Source organism: Aneurinibacillus sp. Ricciae_BoGa-3, from assembly GCF_028421645.1.
Taxonomy (GTDB): Bacteria; Bacillota; Bacilli; order Aneurinibacillales; family Aneurinibacillaceae; genus Aneurinibacillus_B.
Genome location: NZ_CP116887.1, coordinates 366,973 through 384,041, shown reverse-complemented (window position 1 = coordinate 384,041; position 17,069 = coordinate 366,973). Strand labels below are relative to the sequence as shown.

Annotated in this window: 13 protein-coding genes and 3 pseudogenes; 6 read left to right on the top strand and 10 right to left on the bottom strand. The window is 40.6% G+C overall.

All coding sequences use genetic code 11. The features are described 5' to 3' along the window. Positions 1 to 53: 53 nt before the first annotated feature. A complete protein-coding gene (locus PP175_RS02030) occupies positions 54 to 899 on the bottom strand; it encodes a polysaccharide deacetylase family protein (RefSeq protein ID WP_272441217.1) in 846 nt (281 codons plus the stop codon). A 343-nt stretch (positions 900 to 1,242) separates the two neighbouring features. Here PP175_RS02030 and PP175_RS29810 point away from each other — a divergent pair, with 343 nt between their 5' ends. Further along, positions 1,243 to 1,455, top strand: coding sequence for a four-helix bundle copper-binding protein (locus tag PP175_RS29810; RefSeq protein WP_442870443.1), 213 nt, complete (start codon positions 1,243 to 1,245; stop codon positions 1,453 to 1,455). 87 nt (positions 1,456 to 1,542) lie between these two features. On the opposite strand, the gene PP175_RS02020 is transcribed toward PP175_RS29810, so the two are convergent. Next, positions 1,543 to 2,181 carry a nitrite/sulfite reductase domain-containing protein gene (locus PP175_RS02020; protein WP_272441216.1) on the bottom strand — a complete coding sequence of 213 codons (639 nt, stop codon included), beginning with the start codon at positions 2,179 to 2,181 and terminating at the stop codon, positions 1,543 to 1,545. Positions 2,182 to 2,476: 295 nt separating this feature from the next. Here PP175_RS02020 and PP175_RS02015 point away from each other — a divergent pair, with 295 nt between their 5' ends. Then, entirely contained in the window at positions 2,477 to 2,869 is a 393-nt protein-coding gene (locus tag PP175_RS02015; RefSeq protein WP_272441215.1) for a hypothetical protein, read from the top strand. A 247-nt stretch (positions 2,870 to 3,116) separates the two neighbouring features. Here PP175_RS02015 and PP175_RS02010 read toward each other — a convergent pair. Next, positions 3,117 to 3,986: pseudogene (locus PP175_RS02010) on the bottom strand (efflux RND transporter permease subunit). Between the two features lie 337 nt (positions 3,987 to 4,323). On the opposite strand from PP175_RS02010, the gene PP175_RS02005 reads away from it, so the two are divergent. Continuing rightward, complete coding sequence (locus PP175_RS02005) at positions 4,324 to 4,746, top strand: hypothetical protein (protein ID WP_272441214.1); 423 nt, start codon at positions 4,324 to 4,326, stop codon at positions 4,744 to 4,746. A gap of 441 nt (positions 4,747 to 5,187) precedes the next feature. Here PP175_RS02005 and PP175_RS02000 read toward each other — a convergent pair whose 3' ends face one another. After that, positions 5,188 to 6,015, bottom strand: coding sequence for a TrmB family transcriptional regulator (locus tag PP175_RS02000; RefSeq protein ID WP_272441213.1), 828 nt, complete (start codon positions 6,013 to 6,015; stop codon positions 5,188 to 5,190). Positions 6,016 to 6,156: 141 nt separating this feature from the next. Between PP175_RS02000 and PP175_RS01995 the strand changes: the two genes are divergently transcribed. Then, positions 6,157 to 6,786, top strand: a complete 630-nt coding sequence (locus PP175_RS01995) for a homoserine/threonine efflux transporter (RefSeq protein WP_272441212.1) — start codon at positions 6,157 to 6,159, stop codon at positions 6,784 to 6,786. A 185-nt stretch (positions 6,787 to 6,971) separates the two neighbouring features. On the opposite strand, the pseudogene PP175_RS29700 reads toward PP175_RS01995, so the two are convergent. Next, a pseudogene (locus PP175_RS29700) lies at positions 6,972 to 7,085 on the bottom strand (integrase); the annotation flags it as partial. Positions 7,086 to 7,171: 86 nt separating this feature from the next. Next, positions 7,172 to 7,531 carry a macro domain-containing protein gene (locus tag PP175_RS01990; protein WP_272441211.1) on the bottom strand — a complete coding sequence of 120 codons (360 nt, stop codon included), beginning with the start codon at positions 7,529 to 7,531 and terminating at the stop codon, positions 7,172 to 7,174. A 107-nt stretch (positions 7,532 to 7,638) separates the two neighbouring features. On the opposite strand from PP175_RS01990, the pseudogene PP175_RS29805 reads away from it, so the two are divergent. Both PP175_RS29805 and PP175_RS01985 read left to right on the top strand, forming a co-directional pair. Continuing rightward, positions 7,639 to 7,866, top strand: a pseudogene (locus PP175_RS29805) (DUF6444 domain-containing protein); the annotation flags it as partial. Between the two features lie 21 nt (positions 7,867 to 7,887). Continuing rightward, positions 7,888 to 8,868: an IS66 family transposase gene (locus PP175_RS01985; protein ID WP_272441210.1), complete on the top strand. Its 981-nt coding sequence runs from the start codon at positions 7,888 to 7,890 to the stop codon at positions 8,866 to 8,868. Positions 8,869 to 9,160: 292 nt separating this feature from the next. Here PP175_RS01985 and glmS read toward each other — a convergent pair whose 3' ends face one another. From glmS to PP175_RS01965, 4 genes are all read right to left on the bottom strand, one after another. Beyond that, a complete protein-coding gene (gene glmS, locus PP175_RS01980; RefSeq protein WP_272441209.1) occupies positions 9,161 to 10,960 on the bottom strand; it encodes a glutamine--fructose-6-phosphate transaminase (isomerizing) in 1,800 nt (599 codons plus the stop codon). A 558-nt stretch (positions 10,961 to 11,518) separates the two neighbouring features. Continuing rightward, positions 11,519 to 12,661, bottom strand: a complete 1,143-nt coding sequence (locus PP175_RS01975) for a mannitol-1-phosphate 5-dehydrogenase (protein ID WP_272441208.1) — start codon at positions 12,659 to 12,661, stop codon at positions 11,519 to 11,521. Between the two features lie 5 nt (positions 12,662 to 12,666). After that, positions 12,667 to 14,748: a BglG family transcription antiterminator gene (locus tag PP175_RS01970; RefSeq protein ID WP_272441207.1), complete on the bottom strand. Its 2,082-nt coding sequence runs from the start codon at positions 14,746 to 14,748 to the stop codon at positions 12,667 to 12,669. 181 nt (positions 14,749 to 14,929) lie between these two features. Next, positions 14,930 to 16,858, bottom strand: a complete 1,929-nt coding sequence (locus tag PP175_RS01965) for a PTS mannitol transporter subunit IICBA (protein WP_272441206.1) — start codon at positions 16,856 to 16,858, stop codon at positions 14,930 to 14,932. Positions 16,859 to 17,069 lie beyond the last annotated feature (211 nt).

Genomic DNA, 17,069 nt, shown 5'->3' with positions numbered 1-17,069 from the left:
TTTCTTTTTAATGTTTATTTCATTCTTTTTCATCTGGTACGTGTTGATCATATTTAACTTCTTATTTCTTCTTTAGGAATAGGAGACGCAGGAAGTGCCACCATATTGTACCCTTTGCTTCGCAAATACTGAATAACTTTTGGAAGCATTTTAACGGTTTGTTTCCGTTCGTGCATTAAAATAATTGAACCGGGTTTCACACCATCGTGCTCGATATTACTTAGAATTTTCTCTGGATTATGTGCTAAACTCCAATCCAGACTATCAACCTGCCAAAACACGATATACTCGCCGATCCCTTTGGCAACTTGTTTTGTATACTTATTTACTGAGCCATATGGCGGGCGCATGTAAACAATTTTTTCACCGATTTTCTTTCCAATCAGGTCGGCTGATGTGGCCAAATCCTGTTGTTGTTGTTCAGCATTTTCCTTACCAAGGGCATCATGATGCATCGTATGAGAACCAATGACATTTCCCTGCTGGATCATTTGATGACCAAAATGGCCCAGATCATTTGTAATCTGGTCTTCAATCCAAAAGAACGAACCATGGACACCATTTTGATGAAGAATGGAATCAATCTCTTTGGTATAAACTCCAGGACCATCATCAAAGGTCAAATATACCGTTTTGTTATCCTTTGTAGGAATGTTATCAATTAATTTACCTAGTGGTAATGCAACATTCCCTTGTTCAGTAACGGTTATCGGTACTGGGGTCTTTCTGTTATGAAGCTTGTTCTGTTGTTCTTTATTTGTGTCTCCCTTTAATGTATCTATATTTGTAGGGCTGGCGGAAGATGTGGCTGCATGGTTAAAAATAAAATTGATGATAACAATAAGTGCCAAACAACCAATTGCAGACCATATTAGGACTGCTCTTACTTTTGGTTTCAACTTTTTTCCCCTTTTCTTCTTTTCTGTTTACTGTATCGTACACTGATTTTGTTAAGATAGAATTAGAATAAATGTTCAATACAATCCATATACGATCGACATTATAAAACAAGAAGGATTCCATCTGGCGTTTACAACCCATCCAGGAAGAGTTTATCCGGGCAGCCCTCTATATGAACTGCCTCGATATGCAGTGTATCCCTATACGAGCCTTAAGGGATTCAAAAAAATCATTGGTTTGAAAGCGAACTTATTACGAATAGACACCACGTCCCTGCAAAACAAGTCCAGGCATGATTAACCATCGCAAAAAGAACCAGCCCACCATGTCCCATGCCATTAGCTGCTTCAATTTCAACCATGTTATCCACATCGCCTTGCTGTTTGTTGGAAATGCAATGGCTTCCACCGACGATGTATACATGGTTGTAAGGGCTGTGCTGATATTTGTGAAGCATGCGCCGATGAATTTGGAAAGCACAAAGCCGAACACTGTCAAAAATGCGCGGATGCATGTCGCAGGTGTGCTGTTTCCTGCCGGAAAATGACCGCATAAGACCACCCTAGTAAAAACTCCTGGTTGGTTGTTATCCATCCAGGAGTTTTTACATACAAACAAAATGATATCTGCGGGAAAACTGCTTTATCCAACGGAATCCTTCGAGGTAATCAATTCTTTTTTGATACTTTCCATTCCATAACGACTAATGAATTCATTAAATTTCTCTTTCTTTAATCCATGCTGCTGATACAGGGTGATCAATTTCTTAACGAACTCAGGCAATTCTTTCTCGCTCACCTGTTGCATCAATAAGTTTCCTGTGCCCGCTTTTAATGTTTTCGGTGTACCCCCAATATAAATGTCAAAGGATTCCTTCCGCTTTACAATCCCTATATCCTTTAACAATGGTTCTCCGCAAGCATTGGGACATCCAGAGTAGCCGACTCTCATGCCGAAGGGAGTGGAAAGCCCAACGATTGCCTTATTTACATTCCGCGCTGCATTTAACCCTTCAATTTCTGCGCCCTTGCATAAATTACATACAGAGAGATTCTTCACAACCGAACCAGTTTCGTATACGCATAATCCTTGCTTAAGCAGCTGTTGCTTTGCATCTTCTGCCTCCTCTACATTTACTTCAACAACAAGTTGTTGAAAAGTGGTGAGCTCAATTTTGGCATCATCTCCAGCTATTTTTGCAATTGCAATTAAATCCTCTGAAGTAAAAACCGATCCACCCACTCTTATTTCTGGGCTTACTGCTAGAGTTACTTTGCTCAATCTCCTCATCCTTTCTTCTTTATTCTAAGAGAAGGGGCCTAAATAACTTCCCGCTATTAGCAAATATATGGGCTTATGTGTAGATTCAGGTCATGTGCCGGGGCATATGATGGAGTGTTAAAAAAACGATTATTCACACCGTTGGAACATGTAATTTTTCTTTCAAGGAACCATTTCTTACAATGATATTAGTTATCCTGCTCGTAGCTTAAATTTAAACTGTGCCTTATTAATTTGTCTAAATCACTTCTGAGCCCGTCTTCATATGGTAGTGGTATAAGGGGGTGGATGAAAAATGGCAACAACAAGTGCCGTAAAAATTGGAGCAAGGTGTATCTTCAAAGTAAATGGACGCTTTTTTCTGATAGCCGAAATAGAAGCAAAAACCACTGGAGTTGAAATTGAACCTGACGTTATCATTAGACTAACCAACGACCAAGCTGCACGACTCCTTGCTGGTGGTATTAAGCGATGCCAAATTAGTAGTACAAAACCGACTGCAAGTCCAGGAACAAAAGTTGAATTTAAATGTATCTTTATCGATGGCAACAAAGCATTTTCGATATTTGATGTTGAAAATAGCACCAGGGACGATGCGGTATTAGTACCTATTACCGTACAACGTGCTAAAACACTAATTGCAAGAGGAGTCCGTCGTTGTACAGTAATTCGTAGTAGGATACAATAGTAAAGTAGCTGGTCTGGTTCTGCAGGCGAGCTTCTTTATTTTCTCAGATTCTCCCCCATGTAGAACGCATATGCCCGATTCGCTTTTTGTTGTGTCAATGTTTGATTCGCGTTTATTGCTCAGATTTATTAATCGATAAACGCCGGTCTAAATAACAAACACTCGAAATCAAGTGCTAATCCACAAAAAACGCCAACCGTAGCAGATGACGTTTTTTGTGCCCTCTTAGATTTTAAAAATTGAATCACTAGGTTGGATTTTCAGATGACCTAACAGGTAATTTTTGTATCTTAACTTTGCGTCCCTGCAGCCATTCATAAATAATAGGAATCACAAGGAAACTATTGAGGGTTGAAGTAATCATTTCACCAATGACTACAATCCCAAGTGTTTGGGAAATGACAGTATCCGAGCTGTGTGTAAGTGCTAACGGCAGAAGAGTCAAAATGGTCGTTCCAGCCGTCATGAAAATTGGACGAACCCGGGATAAGCTTCCTCGGGTAATAGCTTCACGAAGTTCCATTCCCTTCAATCGATTACGCTCAATTTTATCAATCATAACGATACCATTGGTAACCATAATACCTACAAGCATCAGTACACCGATCAACGCAGACAGGTTCCATTCTCCTCCAAAGAGAATGAGGCTCAATACAACCCCACTCAATGCCAATGGGATACTTAAAAGAACAGCTAAAGGAGCTCTTCATCCTTTAAAGACAGCGCTGGTAATCAGCAGGACAAGCAGGACAGAGAAAGCCAAAGCTATTGACATTTCAATAATCATTTGTGTAACCTGTTCTGAAATTCCGCCTAATGAGAACGTAACGCCTTTAGGTAGCGGTGTCTGTTCAAGGGTTTTCTCTACTTTAGCAGACACACCACTCATATCGTTTGATGTAATCTGAGCTGTCACCGAGGTAAATGGCTGCCCGTCACGCTCTTGCATAGAAGAAGGTGTGTGATTTGTGGAAATGGTTGCAAGCTGATCTAAGCGAATTTTTTGTCCGGTCTTTCCAGTTACTGTCTCAGCACCAAGCGAAGCGATAAGTTTGGATGGCTCTACGGCATTTATGGTTGCACCAGTGCCTTTTTGCTGTAATTGATCCAGATACATATCACCCGCAATGGCACGAGCGCTCGTCGTAATGGAGAAGTCTGTCGGCTGGTTGAAGTAACGATTGAAAATGTGTGTAATATCATCAGTTTTACCTCAGCCTGCTGAATTTTATTTTGATCAAGAGTAACTGTATACTTAGGCATTCCATTTGTCATGTCGACTTTTCCATCTACACTGAGTCCGGAAATGTGCAGATAAATGTCAACAGTGGTTTAAAAATGCTTGTGGCAAAGAACACCCAAATTTAGAAGAAGCTGATTGGCTTAAATGTTTGCAGACCCTGTTAATTCAAGGAGAGGAATTCTTCAAGGGAATCCGTAGAGAATTAGAGTCATTGAAAACGGAAGAATTTAAAGAAGTTGTGTTAGAGCAATGGCGGGAATCAAAAAATATGATTCGTCAGCCGGATAGTCTTGATAACGTACTACATATTGTAGCCTTGGAAATGGGAAGAACCGTAGATGTTGGAAACTATCGCAAAAAGAACGAAAGCAGGTGGTTAGAACGGATTAGACACAATATAATATCCCCTCAGGACCCTAACTTCGATTTAGAAGCTCGCTATGTAATTGAACGACACCTGTTAATTGAAAGTATTGGCAACTTACCAATTACTGTAGAAGATCTCCTTGAAGAACTTGAAATCCCGCCTGGGGAACAGGTCGGTGACTTGATGCTTAAGGCGTTGGGTCACTTTATCTTGGGGATAAATTCCAAATCCGGTTTATTAAAAGAACTTCGGAAAGAAATCCAGTAAAAATACCAACCATTGAACTTTTCAGGATTAGTCCCTTCCATCATTTTAATGGGAGGGACTTTTGGTTTTACCAAGCAAGGGTGAAGATCGATGCCTAAATCTTATTCCAGATAAGCTCCCTTTAGTTTAAGAATACCCAGCCAAATTTATCTTTTTTCCACAAATAGTAAAATAAATGTAGTTAGTCGGCCTAATAGTAATGATAAAATAAACCAATTTTACTAATACCTACTCCCTTACATAATTTATTTATAAGTTTATTTTGTAATGAGGATTGTTAACTACCTGCCTTTTGTTAAAGAAACAAACTGCCAGCGATCCAGCGATGGCAGCCCGGCAGTTAAAGTAACGCGCCCTTTAATTGAATAAGAAAAGCATTATTTGCTATGAAGTAATGCTTTTCTTATTATGTTGTATAAAACAGACAAGAATAGTACAAATCTATTTTACATAATGTTTTTTAAAATCTGGGTGGATAGAAAATTTGCGACGTAAATTGATGAGGTTTTCCCCAAAACTTTCCTCTAAAAGTTCTCTATGTTTCTCCATAATTTCCATGAGATACAAATCATGAATCATGACTTCTGTAATTGGCATTACTAAACCTACATGCATTGTCCATGCTGCACGGCTATCTTTACCCAGCGAGACAATACCTGCTACTACTTCTGAATCATCTCCACTAATAACAAGCCATCGTCCACCATACTCTTCTGTAATTTCATGACCCATATAATGAAGGTAAATATTAGCAAAATCAGAGACAATTTCCCCATAAGCAATAATCGTTACATTGACCCCTCTATTTGCTGCCTGTCTTAGTTCAGACTCCAATTCTTCGAATTCCTCTTCCCAAATCTCTAAGAGAATTCTTTTTTTAGCAGATAATATACAAGCTTTTACCTTATCGAGTATTTCATTGCGTCCCGTGATATTCCAGATATTTTCACGGTCATTTGCAGAACGTTCAAACTCCGCTAATGATTTTTCTGCCAGTTCAAAATTCTCTTCTGCTTTCATTCGACGGTTTTTAATTAGCTCCTTTGCAGGAACAGGAGTATACTGTGGTGTGTTTCCGGGACTAACCAGAATATCTCCGCGCATGACGAGACTGTCCAGAACTTCATATATTCTTGAACGTGGTACACCGGAATTTTTTGCTACTGCATAGCCGGTTAATGGTGATTCTTCCAATAGGGTAAGATATGCTTTCGCTTCATATTCGGTAAAATTTAGATTTTTTAATGTTTCTAAAATGCTTTCTTTCATAAATCCTCCAATACAACCTTAGTCGCTACCTTTGTAACTAATATTTTAGCAAAATGTGTTGATTTTTTCCAAGGGCATCTGATACACTTATATGAGTAGTTACTTAAGTAGTCACTATCAAGAGAAGAAGGGAGAAATAGTATGGATAACTTACTAACATACATCTTAATAGCTGCAATGATGGTTATCATACCTGGAGCAGATACTATGCTACTTGTAAAAAACACACTCAGCTATGGTCCAAAAGCCGGACGTTATACGGTTCTTGGAATGGCAATGGGACTTTCGTTTTGGACACTGATTGCGATCCTTGGCTTATCTGTTGTCATTGCAAAGTCCGTCATTCTTTTCAGCACCATCAAATATTTGGGAGCCGCCTACTTAATTTACTTAGGGATAAAAAGTTTTTTTGCTAAAAGCGTGTTTTCTTTAAAAGAAATTCAGACTCAAGCAAATACACCTACGAAGTATTCAAATCGGCATAATAAAGATTCCTTTATGCAAGCGTTACTTAATAATATTCTTAATCCAAAGACTGTTTTAGTTTATATAACAATCATGCCACAATATATCAATTTGAACGGAAATGTAAACCAGCAATTGATTGTATTAGCCTTTATCCTAACCTTACTCGCTGTATTGTGGTTTCTATTTCTTGTTTATCTAATTGATTACGCAAAAAAATGGTTGAACAACTCCAAATTCCAGAAGGCATTCCAAAAATCAACTGGCTTAATTTTAATAGGTTTTGGCATAAAAACAGGAATTTAAATTCATTTACTTAACACACCTAATTTGATTCTCTCCGTTCAGAAAATTGAACGGTTTTTTCTGTTTATCATCGTTTGTTTTAACGTGCAACTAACATCCTTGTTCAATTAACTGGCCCGATACAAAAAGACACGCATTTATCTATGCGTGCGTCGATTTCGATTAAATATTATTTTTAGTAGCTTTCAAAAATATTTACTATAAAAATCATGTCTCAACTTTCCGCTGAGCTGCGCATATATTTTTGTAGTCTCACTCTTCTCATGACCAAGTAAGCTTTGGATTACTTCAAGAGGTGCAAGATACAAAATCCTTGGTGGCGTGCGCACTTAAATTACTTTCACTAAAAGGTTCACTTACATAAAACGCTGAATAATTGCCATTCCTATAAGCCACTTTTCTCAAACTCCTTTAGTCGATAATAATTTACTTCTTTAAGATGATTTTCTAACATTACTATGATAATTTTGGATGGTTCCCTAAACTTAACTTTACTGATTTTGAACGTCCAAAGCATTACTTCTAATAAGTCATGAGGTTTTGCATCAAAATCTCTATGCCTTGTAATACCCGATCCCAAAAGAGGGATTACTACAGTTGATTGATTATAAAGAGTGTTTACTTCATTCCAAAAATGAATTAAGCAATTTTCATATTCATTTAATTTCAAATTTGCCTTATTATCCTGATCAAATTTAGAAAATGCGACTAAAAAATAATCTTTATCTTTAAAGATACTACCCAATTCATATTTGTAACTACTTACGTTAATGAATTGTTTAACATTATATTAAAACGGGTATTTACCGACAACTTCCAAAAAGATGGAAAGTGAGGTGGGACCTGTGAAATATACTGCTAAACAGATTAGGCCAAATAAGTGAAGGTAATCCTTCAGAAATTGCACAGTTTATTACGACCCTTGTTGTACATATTGAAAAACTTGAAACACGCGTAAAAGAGCTAGAGCGACAGCCCGGCTCTAATAGCAGTAACAGCAGTAAACCGCCATCCAGCGATGGTTTCCGCAAACCAAAGAGCCTGCGTACTTCTGGCGGAAAAAAAGGTGCCCCGAAGGGGCACGACGGACGTACACTTAAAATGGCCGACAACCCAGATGAAATTAAATGGCATGAACCTCATACATGTATGCATTGCGATCATTCCCTTGCCGAAACACCAATTGAAGGTTATAAACGGAGACAGGTAGTTGACATTCCTCTTCCACGCTTGATATTTACAGAACATAGAGTAGCGATAAAGTGTTGTCCAAACTGCAATATGAAACAACAGGCTGCATTCCCTGGGAATGTGAAGGCGCCTATTCAGTATGGCGACAGCTGGAATGCGTGGTGCGCCTATTTGAACAGCTATCAACACCTTCCTCTCGAACGAATCAGCCAATTGTTTGAAGACCTCACTGGACACCGGCCAAGCGAAGCTACCCTACTGTCCCATCTCGAAAAACTTTCGATTCAATTAGAGCCTATTGAAAGGCTGATCAGGCAAAATCTTCTGGATAGTAAATTGGTTCATGCCGATGAAACAGGCATGCGTATCGAAGGTAAATTGCACATGCAGATTCTCTTACGAGAATCCCTGAAAGAAAGAAAAAAGGCATTAGAGGCCGAAAGGCCGCTTAATCCTGAAGCAATCTCGAACATAGAAACCAGATACGATGAAATTCTAAGCCGGGGTGCCAAGGAATGGCGTCCTCCTCTGAAATCTGCTGAATCGGGAAAAAGAGGACGGAAAGCCAAGAGCAAAGCGGCAAACCTAGCTGAAAGGTTCATCTTGTACAAAGCCGACATATTGCGGTTTCTTCAGAATGCTCTTGTGCCTTTTGATAACAGTCAGGCAGAGCGAGATATCCGAATGGTAAAAGTAAAAGAGAAAGTATCAGGTTCCTTTCGTACGCAAAAAGGCGCTATTCAGTTTGCGCGTATTCGTGGTTTTATTTCCACTATGCGAAAACAGGGAAGGAATCTACTTGATTCTATAATTTTAGTTGGTCGAGGTCAGTTTTTTTTAACTGACCTGAGTAGTTACAACTGGAGAGTTATTTGGCGTGCCTATTTTTAGTATACATCACTCTTTTTAAAAATTTATATAGAAATATTGACAACCTATTAGCTGGTTTAGTTCAATAACTCCAGTCTAGTACTTTATTTTACAGTCTACAACTTTATTTTCTTTGAACATAAAAAACTATTTAATTTGAACAGCTATTGTAAAAAAGGCTGTTATTGTGTATTCCACACAAATAACAGCCTTAGTAAATATCTTTTTTGTCAAGCTAACAACTTTTTTGTCTAGTAAAGAACTTTATTGTTACCTCACAGCTCCACAAAACCAATTTACCCCAACCAGCAGTTTATTCAACCGTTACAGACTTAGCCAGGTTGCGTGGTTTATCCACATCACAACCGCGGTGAAGTGCTGCATAGTACGCGATAAGCTGGAACGGGATAACCGATACAATCGGTGTTAACAGTTCATGAACAGCCGGAATAACAAAGCGGTCGCCATCCTGCTCTAAGCCTTTCATGCTGATAATGCATGCGTTAGCGCCGCGGGCCACAACTTCTTTCACGTTGCCGCGGATGTTCAAGTTAACCGCCTCTTGTGTTGCAAGCGCAAATACCGGTGTATCTGTTTCGATAAGAGCAATCGTTCCGTGCTTAAGCTCACCGCCGGCAAAACCTTCGGCCTGAATGTAAGAGATTTCTTTAAGTTTGAGTGCACCCTCAAGGCATACATAGAAATCGATGCCGCGCCCAATGAAGAAAGCGTTTCGGTGGGACAGGTACTCATCCGCAATTTTTTCCATTTCTTCTTTATTGTCGCACAGGGCTTCAATGGCATTCGCTACGATGCTCAGCTCGTGAATCGGATCGAAATCAAGGGCGATGCCTTTCGCACGGGCTGTATCAACAGCAAGAATAGCAAGAACCGCAATTTGTGCTGTGTAAGCCTTGGTGGAAGCAACGGCAATTTCCGGTCCCGCATACAGCGGAAGCGTGTAGTTGGCTTCACGCGAAAGCGTAGAACCTGGAACATTCGTAAGGGTCAGCGCCCGGTGGCCTAGCTTTTTCACCGCTACAAGCACCGCGCGGCTGTCGGCCGTTTCCCCACTTTGGGAGATAAAGAGAAAGAGCGGCTTCTGGCTTAACAGCGGCATGTTGTACACAAATTCACTTGCGATGTGAACTTCAACCGGAATGTTCGCCAGCTTCTCGAGAAACTGCTTGCCGACGAGACCTGCATTGTAGCTCGTTCCACAAGCGATGATGTAAATGCGGTCAGTATCAAGCATCGCCTGGCGAATGGAATCGTCCAGCTTAATTTGGCCATCCGCATTCTCATATTCCTGCACAATGCGGCGAATGACAAATGGTTGCTCATCAATTTCTTTCAGCATATAGTGAGCATACGTGCCTTTTTCAATATCGCTGGCATCAATTTGTGCAGTAAACGGCTTCCGTTCAACAACAATGCCGTCAAGGTTTTTAATAACAGCTTCTTCTTTTGTAACAACCACATACTCCTCATCCATCAACTCAAGGAATTGGTCGGTTACCTGAAGCATCGCCATTGCGTCGCTCGCCACAACATTGCAGCCTTCAGAAAGGCCAACAAGAAGCGGGCTTTTGTTTTTTGCAACAAGAATGACATCTTCGTTCTCGTTATCGAGAAGTGCTAGGGCATATGAACCTTTTAAAGCCTTAAGCGTTGTCCGGAATGCTTCTTCGACCAACATTCCATCCTGTACGAATTTCTCAATAAGTTGAACGATAACTTCCGTGTCGGTTTCACTTGTAAAAGAATACCCTTGCAGGTACTCCTGCTTGAGTTGCTCATAATTCTCAATCACACCATTGTGAACGAGCGTAAGGCGTCCGCTTGCACTGCGGTGCGGGTGAGCATTGACGCGGTTAGGTACCCCGTGGGTAGCCCAGCGTGTATGGCCGATACCGACATGTCCCTCAACGTCTTTGTCCACAATTTCACGCAGCGCGGCAATGCGCCCTTTTTCCTTAAATACATGAACGCCATCTTCATTCAACACCGCGATACCTGCTGAATCATAGCCGCGGTATTCCAGCCTTTCAAGGCCTTTCAGAAGAATTTCTTTTGAGTCATTATTCCCGATATATCCGACGATTCCACACATAAACGTTTGGACCCCTTTCAAAATAAAGACAGGGGGATGTTCTGTTACACCTCGAAAAACAGGCAACCAGAAAATGAGGGTCCAGAATTCTCTCCCTGTCCCTCCAGTTTGTATAGTTGTATCTCCTGCTGATGCCGTTTATTCATTTCTGGCAACGACAAATAAATATAGCCATCTATATGATGAACTGTACTGTTCCTTTGTACGGCAGGTCACCCTGACGTTTTGTAGAACAGTCCTGCGGCAGCAGTTCTCTGCCGGGAGGTATCCGCCGAAGTTTCGATAAACCTCCTCCTCGTCAACCATTCTCTTGTCCGTCCGTGAGCAATGGTCCAGGCGCTTTAATCAACAATTTAGCTTGCAGTAAGTTACTTTATTCTACTACCACCGATCATCCCCTTTCAATCAATACAGATACCTTACCATAAACCAATACGGTCTACAACAGGTTATGCAAAAAATCCAAGAAGGTTTCATGAAAATCAAAAAGGGCTGTCTCAACCATGATTTTTATGGTGATTGAGATTAGCCCTTTTTGCGATAAGCGAGAAAAATAGATTATTTCTTCAACGCTCTGTAATGACTCAGGACTTTTTGGGTAATCCCGCTTTCCTCATCAAGCCCGCTTACTTCTTTAAGTACAAAAGGAACGCCATTTTCCTTAATCATGGCCTGCAGTTTTACAGCTTCTTCGTCTTTCTCGTAATCAAAGAGCAAGGCCGCTGCCATTGCCTTAGCCAGATTCGTATAGGGGAGACCTGCTTTGTCCGCTTCGGTTGCCGGGCGTACAAGACGGTCATTCGGCCCAAGCTTGCGGAGAGGCGATCGGCCTACTCTTGTCACAGCATCATTCAAGTATGGATTTTTGAAGCGATTGATGATTTTGTTTATATATTGCTGGTGCTCGTCTGGATCCAAACCATATTGCTTGATCAAGTAAGCGCCGGTTTCAGCAAGTGTTGCCTGGACTTGCTTAACGATGTCTTCATCCGCTAACGTTTGGTCAATGGTCGGCTTGTTCTCCAGATATCCAAGGTAAGCAATGACAGCATGGCCTGTATTAACTGTAAAAAGCTTTCTTTCAATAAAAGGTGCAAGATCTGAAACAATCTTCATTCCTTCAATTGGTGGAATGCTTTCCCTTGACTCCACAACCCATTCATAATAAGGCTCAACTAGAACGTCTAGGGAATCTTGATTGTTTTGGATTGGAACAATGCGGTCAACGGCCGAGTTAAAGAAATAAACTTTTCCAGCCAGATTCGCTTTTGTTCCTTCATCTAAGTTATCTAAAATATACCCCTTTAATAACTCGGTAGCCGATATTTGATTTTCGCAGGCAATCACATATAATTTTTCCTCGCTTGTCTTAACTCTTTCCGCCAGGCCTTTTGCAATCAATGGAGCAATGCGAGGAAGGATATTTGGACCAATGGCGGTTGTAAGGTAGGTTGCATTCCTAATCGCGTCAACCACTTCGTTTTCCTGTGTCATATTGTTTAAGCCTGAAACATTTTCTATAGTCATTGCTTCATGTTGGTCTGTAGCGAGCTTAACTCGATACTGCTTTTGCTCATTTAGTCGGTTAATTATTTGCTCGGCGATATCCACAAAGGTTACATGATAACCCGATTGTGAAAAAAGCGCTCCGATAAAACCTCTTCCAATATTCCCTGCTCCAAAATGTACGGCTTGTTTCATTTGTATCAGTCCTTTATTAAGTTAGTGTGGAGATAGTCTAAGAAGATTTCTTCTAATCTTGTGCGAATCATGCCCTCATTCGATGAGGAATAGATCATCTTTGCTTCATTAGTCTCAATTAAACTTGTACTTATCAAGCTTACTATTTCCTGCTCTCTTGCACTTAATTCCTCAGGCGCGAGCATTAATAGCAGGCTTCTCATGTACATAAGTTTACCATCCATGCCTTTTATCAGGCAGGGCTTATCCAAATGGGAAACTTGGAAAATGAGCTCGTGAACCTTGTTATGCCGGCAATGGAAAAGGCCCATCCCCGTATGGGGAATTCCCAGCCCGCCTTTTCTTTCCCTGTCCTTTAACGCTTCAATCACGTCGTCGGCATCTGATAAAAGCTTTTCCTGCTCCGCCATTCTTACCATGTCTTCAATCACCAGTTCGTGTTGTTTCGCAGGAGGCATCCGATACACACGAAAGTTATCCAGAATAGCCTGGATGCTTTGTTGTACATCCTTAAGCTCCTGCAACACTTCCGATATGCCTCTATCGGATGGCGGTACTTGTTTGTGTACTGATTTTTTATAATGCTTATTTTTCGTTAGATTTTCAATGTTTTTCTTTAAAAATCGCCGGATTGTTGCAATATCTTCCTCACTCAACAATGGGGTGACCAAGATATAATCGATGGCAATCAATGGGAGCCGAACAGTGGAGATAATGATATCATAGCGATTTAAATTTCCCTGCTGCTGAATTTCTTTGATGGATTTAATTTCAACTGATTCAATCTCCAAGAATTCTTTTTTAATTCGGCTGGCCAACATTTTCGAAGTGCCTATACCTGTTGGGCAGACCACAAGGGCTTTCATCGCCAATTCCTCTTCCCGCATGACTAACGCTGAGCCGAAATGAAGGACAATGAAGGCTATCTCATCATCGGGAAAATAATCAATCTCTTTAAATTCTTTTTCAACACTGTTCCTTACAGCCATAAATAGAATGGGATACTTCCGTTTTATATCCTCTGTTAACGGGTTAAACAGGCCCATTTTTTGTTTGATCCGGAAAAGTGAAGGTTCCATATGGGCAAGGAGACCCTGAAACAACGAAAAATCCTTAGTTAAATCAATATGTAGCTGAGAAGAAACATGTTGGATCAAGTTCTTTATCATCTGACCGAGCACGACACTGTCGTATGGCACAGCATCCGCCGCTTGAAGCTTCGAGCCTTTAAGTATCACCGACAGATAGCTAATGTCGTGGCCGGTGAACGTTATGGAAAATGTTGATTCAAGCTCTTTACATATTTTCATGATAAGGCCATGTTCATCCCTAAGTTCGTTCGTATTGCCTGGATCTTCTTCCAAAAGAAATTGGGCTTTTGTCCTCTGCATCGTAATACAAAGATGTACAATCAGCCCGATGTAGTCGCTATCTGCAAGGCGGGACTGACCGCTATTTATCGTATTATTTACCAGACGGTCAATCGCAAGAAGATAGTCGGGAAGAAAATAGTGCAAGATCCTTGCATCAGAGCATTTTCCTTTTTCTAACAAAAATAAGCTTTCAATCAGTTCTTCATTAAAATAAAGCAAGAAATAACTTGCCAACGCTTTTCGTTTGTTTGCTTCCGCCGCGTCCAGCTTAACTCCTACTCCTCTTTTTCTTGTAAGCTCTACATTAAAATTATTTAGCCATTCACTCAATTCATCCAAGTACGTGGTTAGTGTTGTAATGCTTACACCGAGATGAATCGCTAAAGCCTGGATTTTGTATTGCTCTTCTTCAAGCAACGCTAAAAGCAGCAACAGCTTTCTTTCCTGAGAAGTTTGATTGATTGGCTGGCTGCCCATTAAGTACTGGATCAGCCGAAATATTTGTTCATTCTTTCCCTCAATCACAAGCCCTTCATCTGTATTTCGGGTTAAACGTAGGTCAAACTGCTGGAGAGTTTTTTTCACGGTTTTTAAATCACGGTGGATCGTTCGAACACTGACATTTAAAAAGGTGGCAATGGACAAAGCCGTGTGTTTTCCAGATGTTTTGATAATTAATTCAATAATTGCTTTTTCCCTTGAGGTTATAAACATGCTACCAACTCATTTCTGGTCAATTAACCTAAAGAAAACTTGGCTAGCGCCAAACCGAAGGCGCATGCGATAGCCTTAGTGGCGCTTATGTAGGTAAGAAAGTTATACTTTCTTATCTACCAAGAAAATAGTGAATAGAAAAGCATGAGGCACGCTAATCTATTCACTAATTTTAAATTATTTATTTTTTATCATTGATAATATCCATTAATTCTTTAGCTGATTTAGCAGCAACCATCTTTTCAATGTTGTCCATATCCGAGCATGTTACCGCTATGCCAGACAATATCTCAAGATGGGTGCCATCTTTGCCGGCAATGCCGAAAATCAAACGTACTTTTTGACCATCGAAGTCGACTCCATCTGGTACTTGTAAAACGGTAAACCCAGACTTAAGTACATCCTTCTTCGCTTCTTCTGTACCATGAGGAATTGCAACATCATTTCCCATATAAGTGGATGTCAATTTGTCCCGCGCAATCATCGCCTCGATATAGCTTTCTTTAACGTATCCCGCATTTACCAGAGCTCTGCCAGCGAAGCGAATCGCATCTTCCTTATTGGCGAACGATTGGTTTAAAAATACATTCTCTTCACGAAGCAAATCGTTGTCAGCTACACCAGCATCAACGCCTACATCATCGTTAACACCGGGTACACTGGCTTGAGCCTCCTGAACGATTTCGTGAAGCTCATCATTTCCGTGATTTTTAAGCTGATCGATTAATTTGTCGTATTCAGGGCTTGATAAGAAGTTATCAACCGAAACATGATAAGCATTCGGCACTTTGTTCTGAGCCCTTGGTGTTAACTCTTCCTGTGTAACAACAATCTGGGCATCAGAAGGAAGGTTACTAATCGCTGTATTGGTGACTGAAATATTCAAGCCTGCTTCCTTGACCTTTTTGCGAAGAAGGGACGCACCCATTGCACTCGAACCCATGCCAGCGTCACAAGCAAAAACAATTTTGTTGACATTTTTAGGCATCACACCTGGATTGGAAGCAAATACGCCTGCCACAGAACTTTTCTTCCCTTTCATTTCTTGCATCTTCCTTGCTGCATCTTCAATGTTTTCATCTGTTTGCTTGCTTGTTTTTAAAATGATTGATGAAAGTACAAAGGATACAATTCCAGCTACCAGCACTCCAGCAAAGTTAGCAATATAGGAACTTGCATGATGTGGAGTCACCGCAGCAACCGCAAGAATACTGCCAGGAGATGCAGGTGCGAATAAACCGCCGCCTAGAAGAACCAGTGTGAATACTCCGCTGATCCCGGCTAGGATTACCGCAAAAAATAGCATAGGACGCATCAGGATATAAGGAAAGTAAATTTCATGAATACCGCCAAAGAATTGGATGATGGCAGCACCTGGTGCCGATCTCTTGGCTGAGCCTTTACCAAAAATACAGTAAGCAAGCAATACACCGATACCAGGTCCAGGATTTGCTTCAAGAAGAAACAGAACCGATTTACCTGACTGTTTAACTTGTTCTACACCGATTGGTGAAAGCACACCATGGTTTATCGCATTATTTAAAAACAACACTTTAGCAGGTTCGATTATGATACTTGTCAAAGGAAGCAGTCCTGTTCCAACCAGCCAATCAACACCATTTACAAGCCAGCCTGTAAAAACGTCAACAGCTGGGCCAATCGCTACAAAGGAAAGGATAGACAATAGTCCGCCAAGAATCCCTGCAGAGAAATTATTAACCAGCATTTCAAAACCAGCTTTGACTCTTCCTTCAATAAGTTGATCAAATTTCTTAATAACATATCCGCCGAGCGGACCCATAATCATGGCGCCAAGAAACATGGGAATGTTCGCACCTACAATGACCCCCATTGTTGCAATAGCCCCGACAACGGCCCCACGTTGATCGTGTACGAGCTTACCGCCGGTATAGCCGATTAAGAGCGGCAGCAAGAAGGTAATCATTGGGCCGACCATTTTGGCAAGGCTTTCATTTGGCAAGAAACCAGTAGGAATAAATAGTGCAGTAATTAATCCCCACGCTATAAAAGCCGAAATGTTCGGCATCACCATTGAACTTAAGAAGTTACCAAACTTCTGTACAGCTACTTTTATATTTGATTGAGCCATATAGTAGTCCCCCTTCGTTATTTTCTATCCTTAATTAATGTTAAGGTACAAAGTAAACGTATTCAATAAATAAGAAAGCTAACTTTGTCGCGACAAGAAAGACAAAACTATTGTATCTCAAAAAAAAACACGCTTCCATCTCTATCATTACCAAGTAGCCATCAAATATATCCAAATGTTATACTACCCTTTTTTACTCATTTCTTTTAAA

Coding starts and splice junctions, on each gene's coding strand:
- PP175_RS02015 (WP_272441215.1), top strand. CDS start 2,477: ATGGCAACAACAAGTGCCGTAAAAATTGGAGCAAGGTGTATCTTCAAA.
- PP175_RS02000 (WP_272441213.1), bottom strand. CDS start 6,015: ATGAAAGAAAGCATTTTAGAAACATTAAAAAATCTAAATTTTACCGAA.
- PP175_RS01995 (WP_272441212.1), top strand. CDS start 6,157: ATGGATAACTTACTAACATACATCTTAATAGCTGCAATGATGGTTATC.
- PP175_RS01985 (WP_272441210.1), top strand. CDS start 7,888: ATGGCCGACAACCCAGATGAAATTAAATGGCATGAACCTCATACATGT.
- glmS (WP_272441209.1), bottom strand. CDS start 10,960: ATGTGTGGAATCGTCGGATATATCGGGAATAATGACTCAAAAGAAATT.
- PP175_RS01975 (WP_272441208.1), bottom strand. CDS start 12,661: ATGAAACAAGCCGTACATTTTGGAGCAGGGAATATTGGAAGAGGTTTT.
- PP175_RS01970 (WP_272441207.1), bottom strand. CDS start 14,748: ATGTTTATAACCTCAAGGGAAAAAGCAATTATTGAATTAATTATCAAA.
- PP175_RS01965 (WP_272441206.1), bottom strand. CDS start 16,858: ATGGCTCAATCAAATATAAAAGTAGCTGTACAGAAGTTTGGTAACTTC.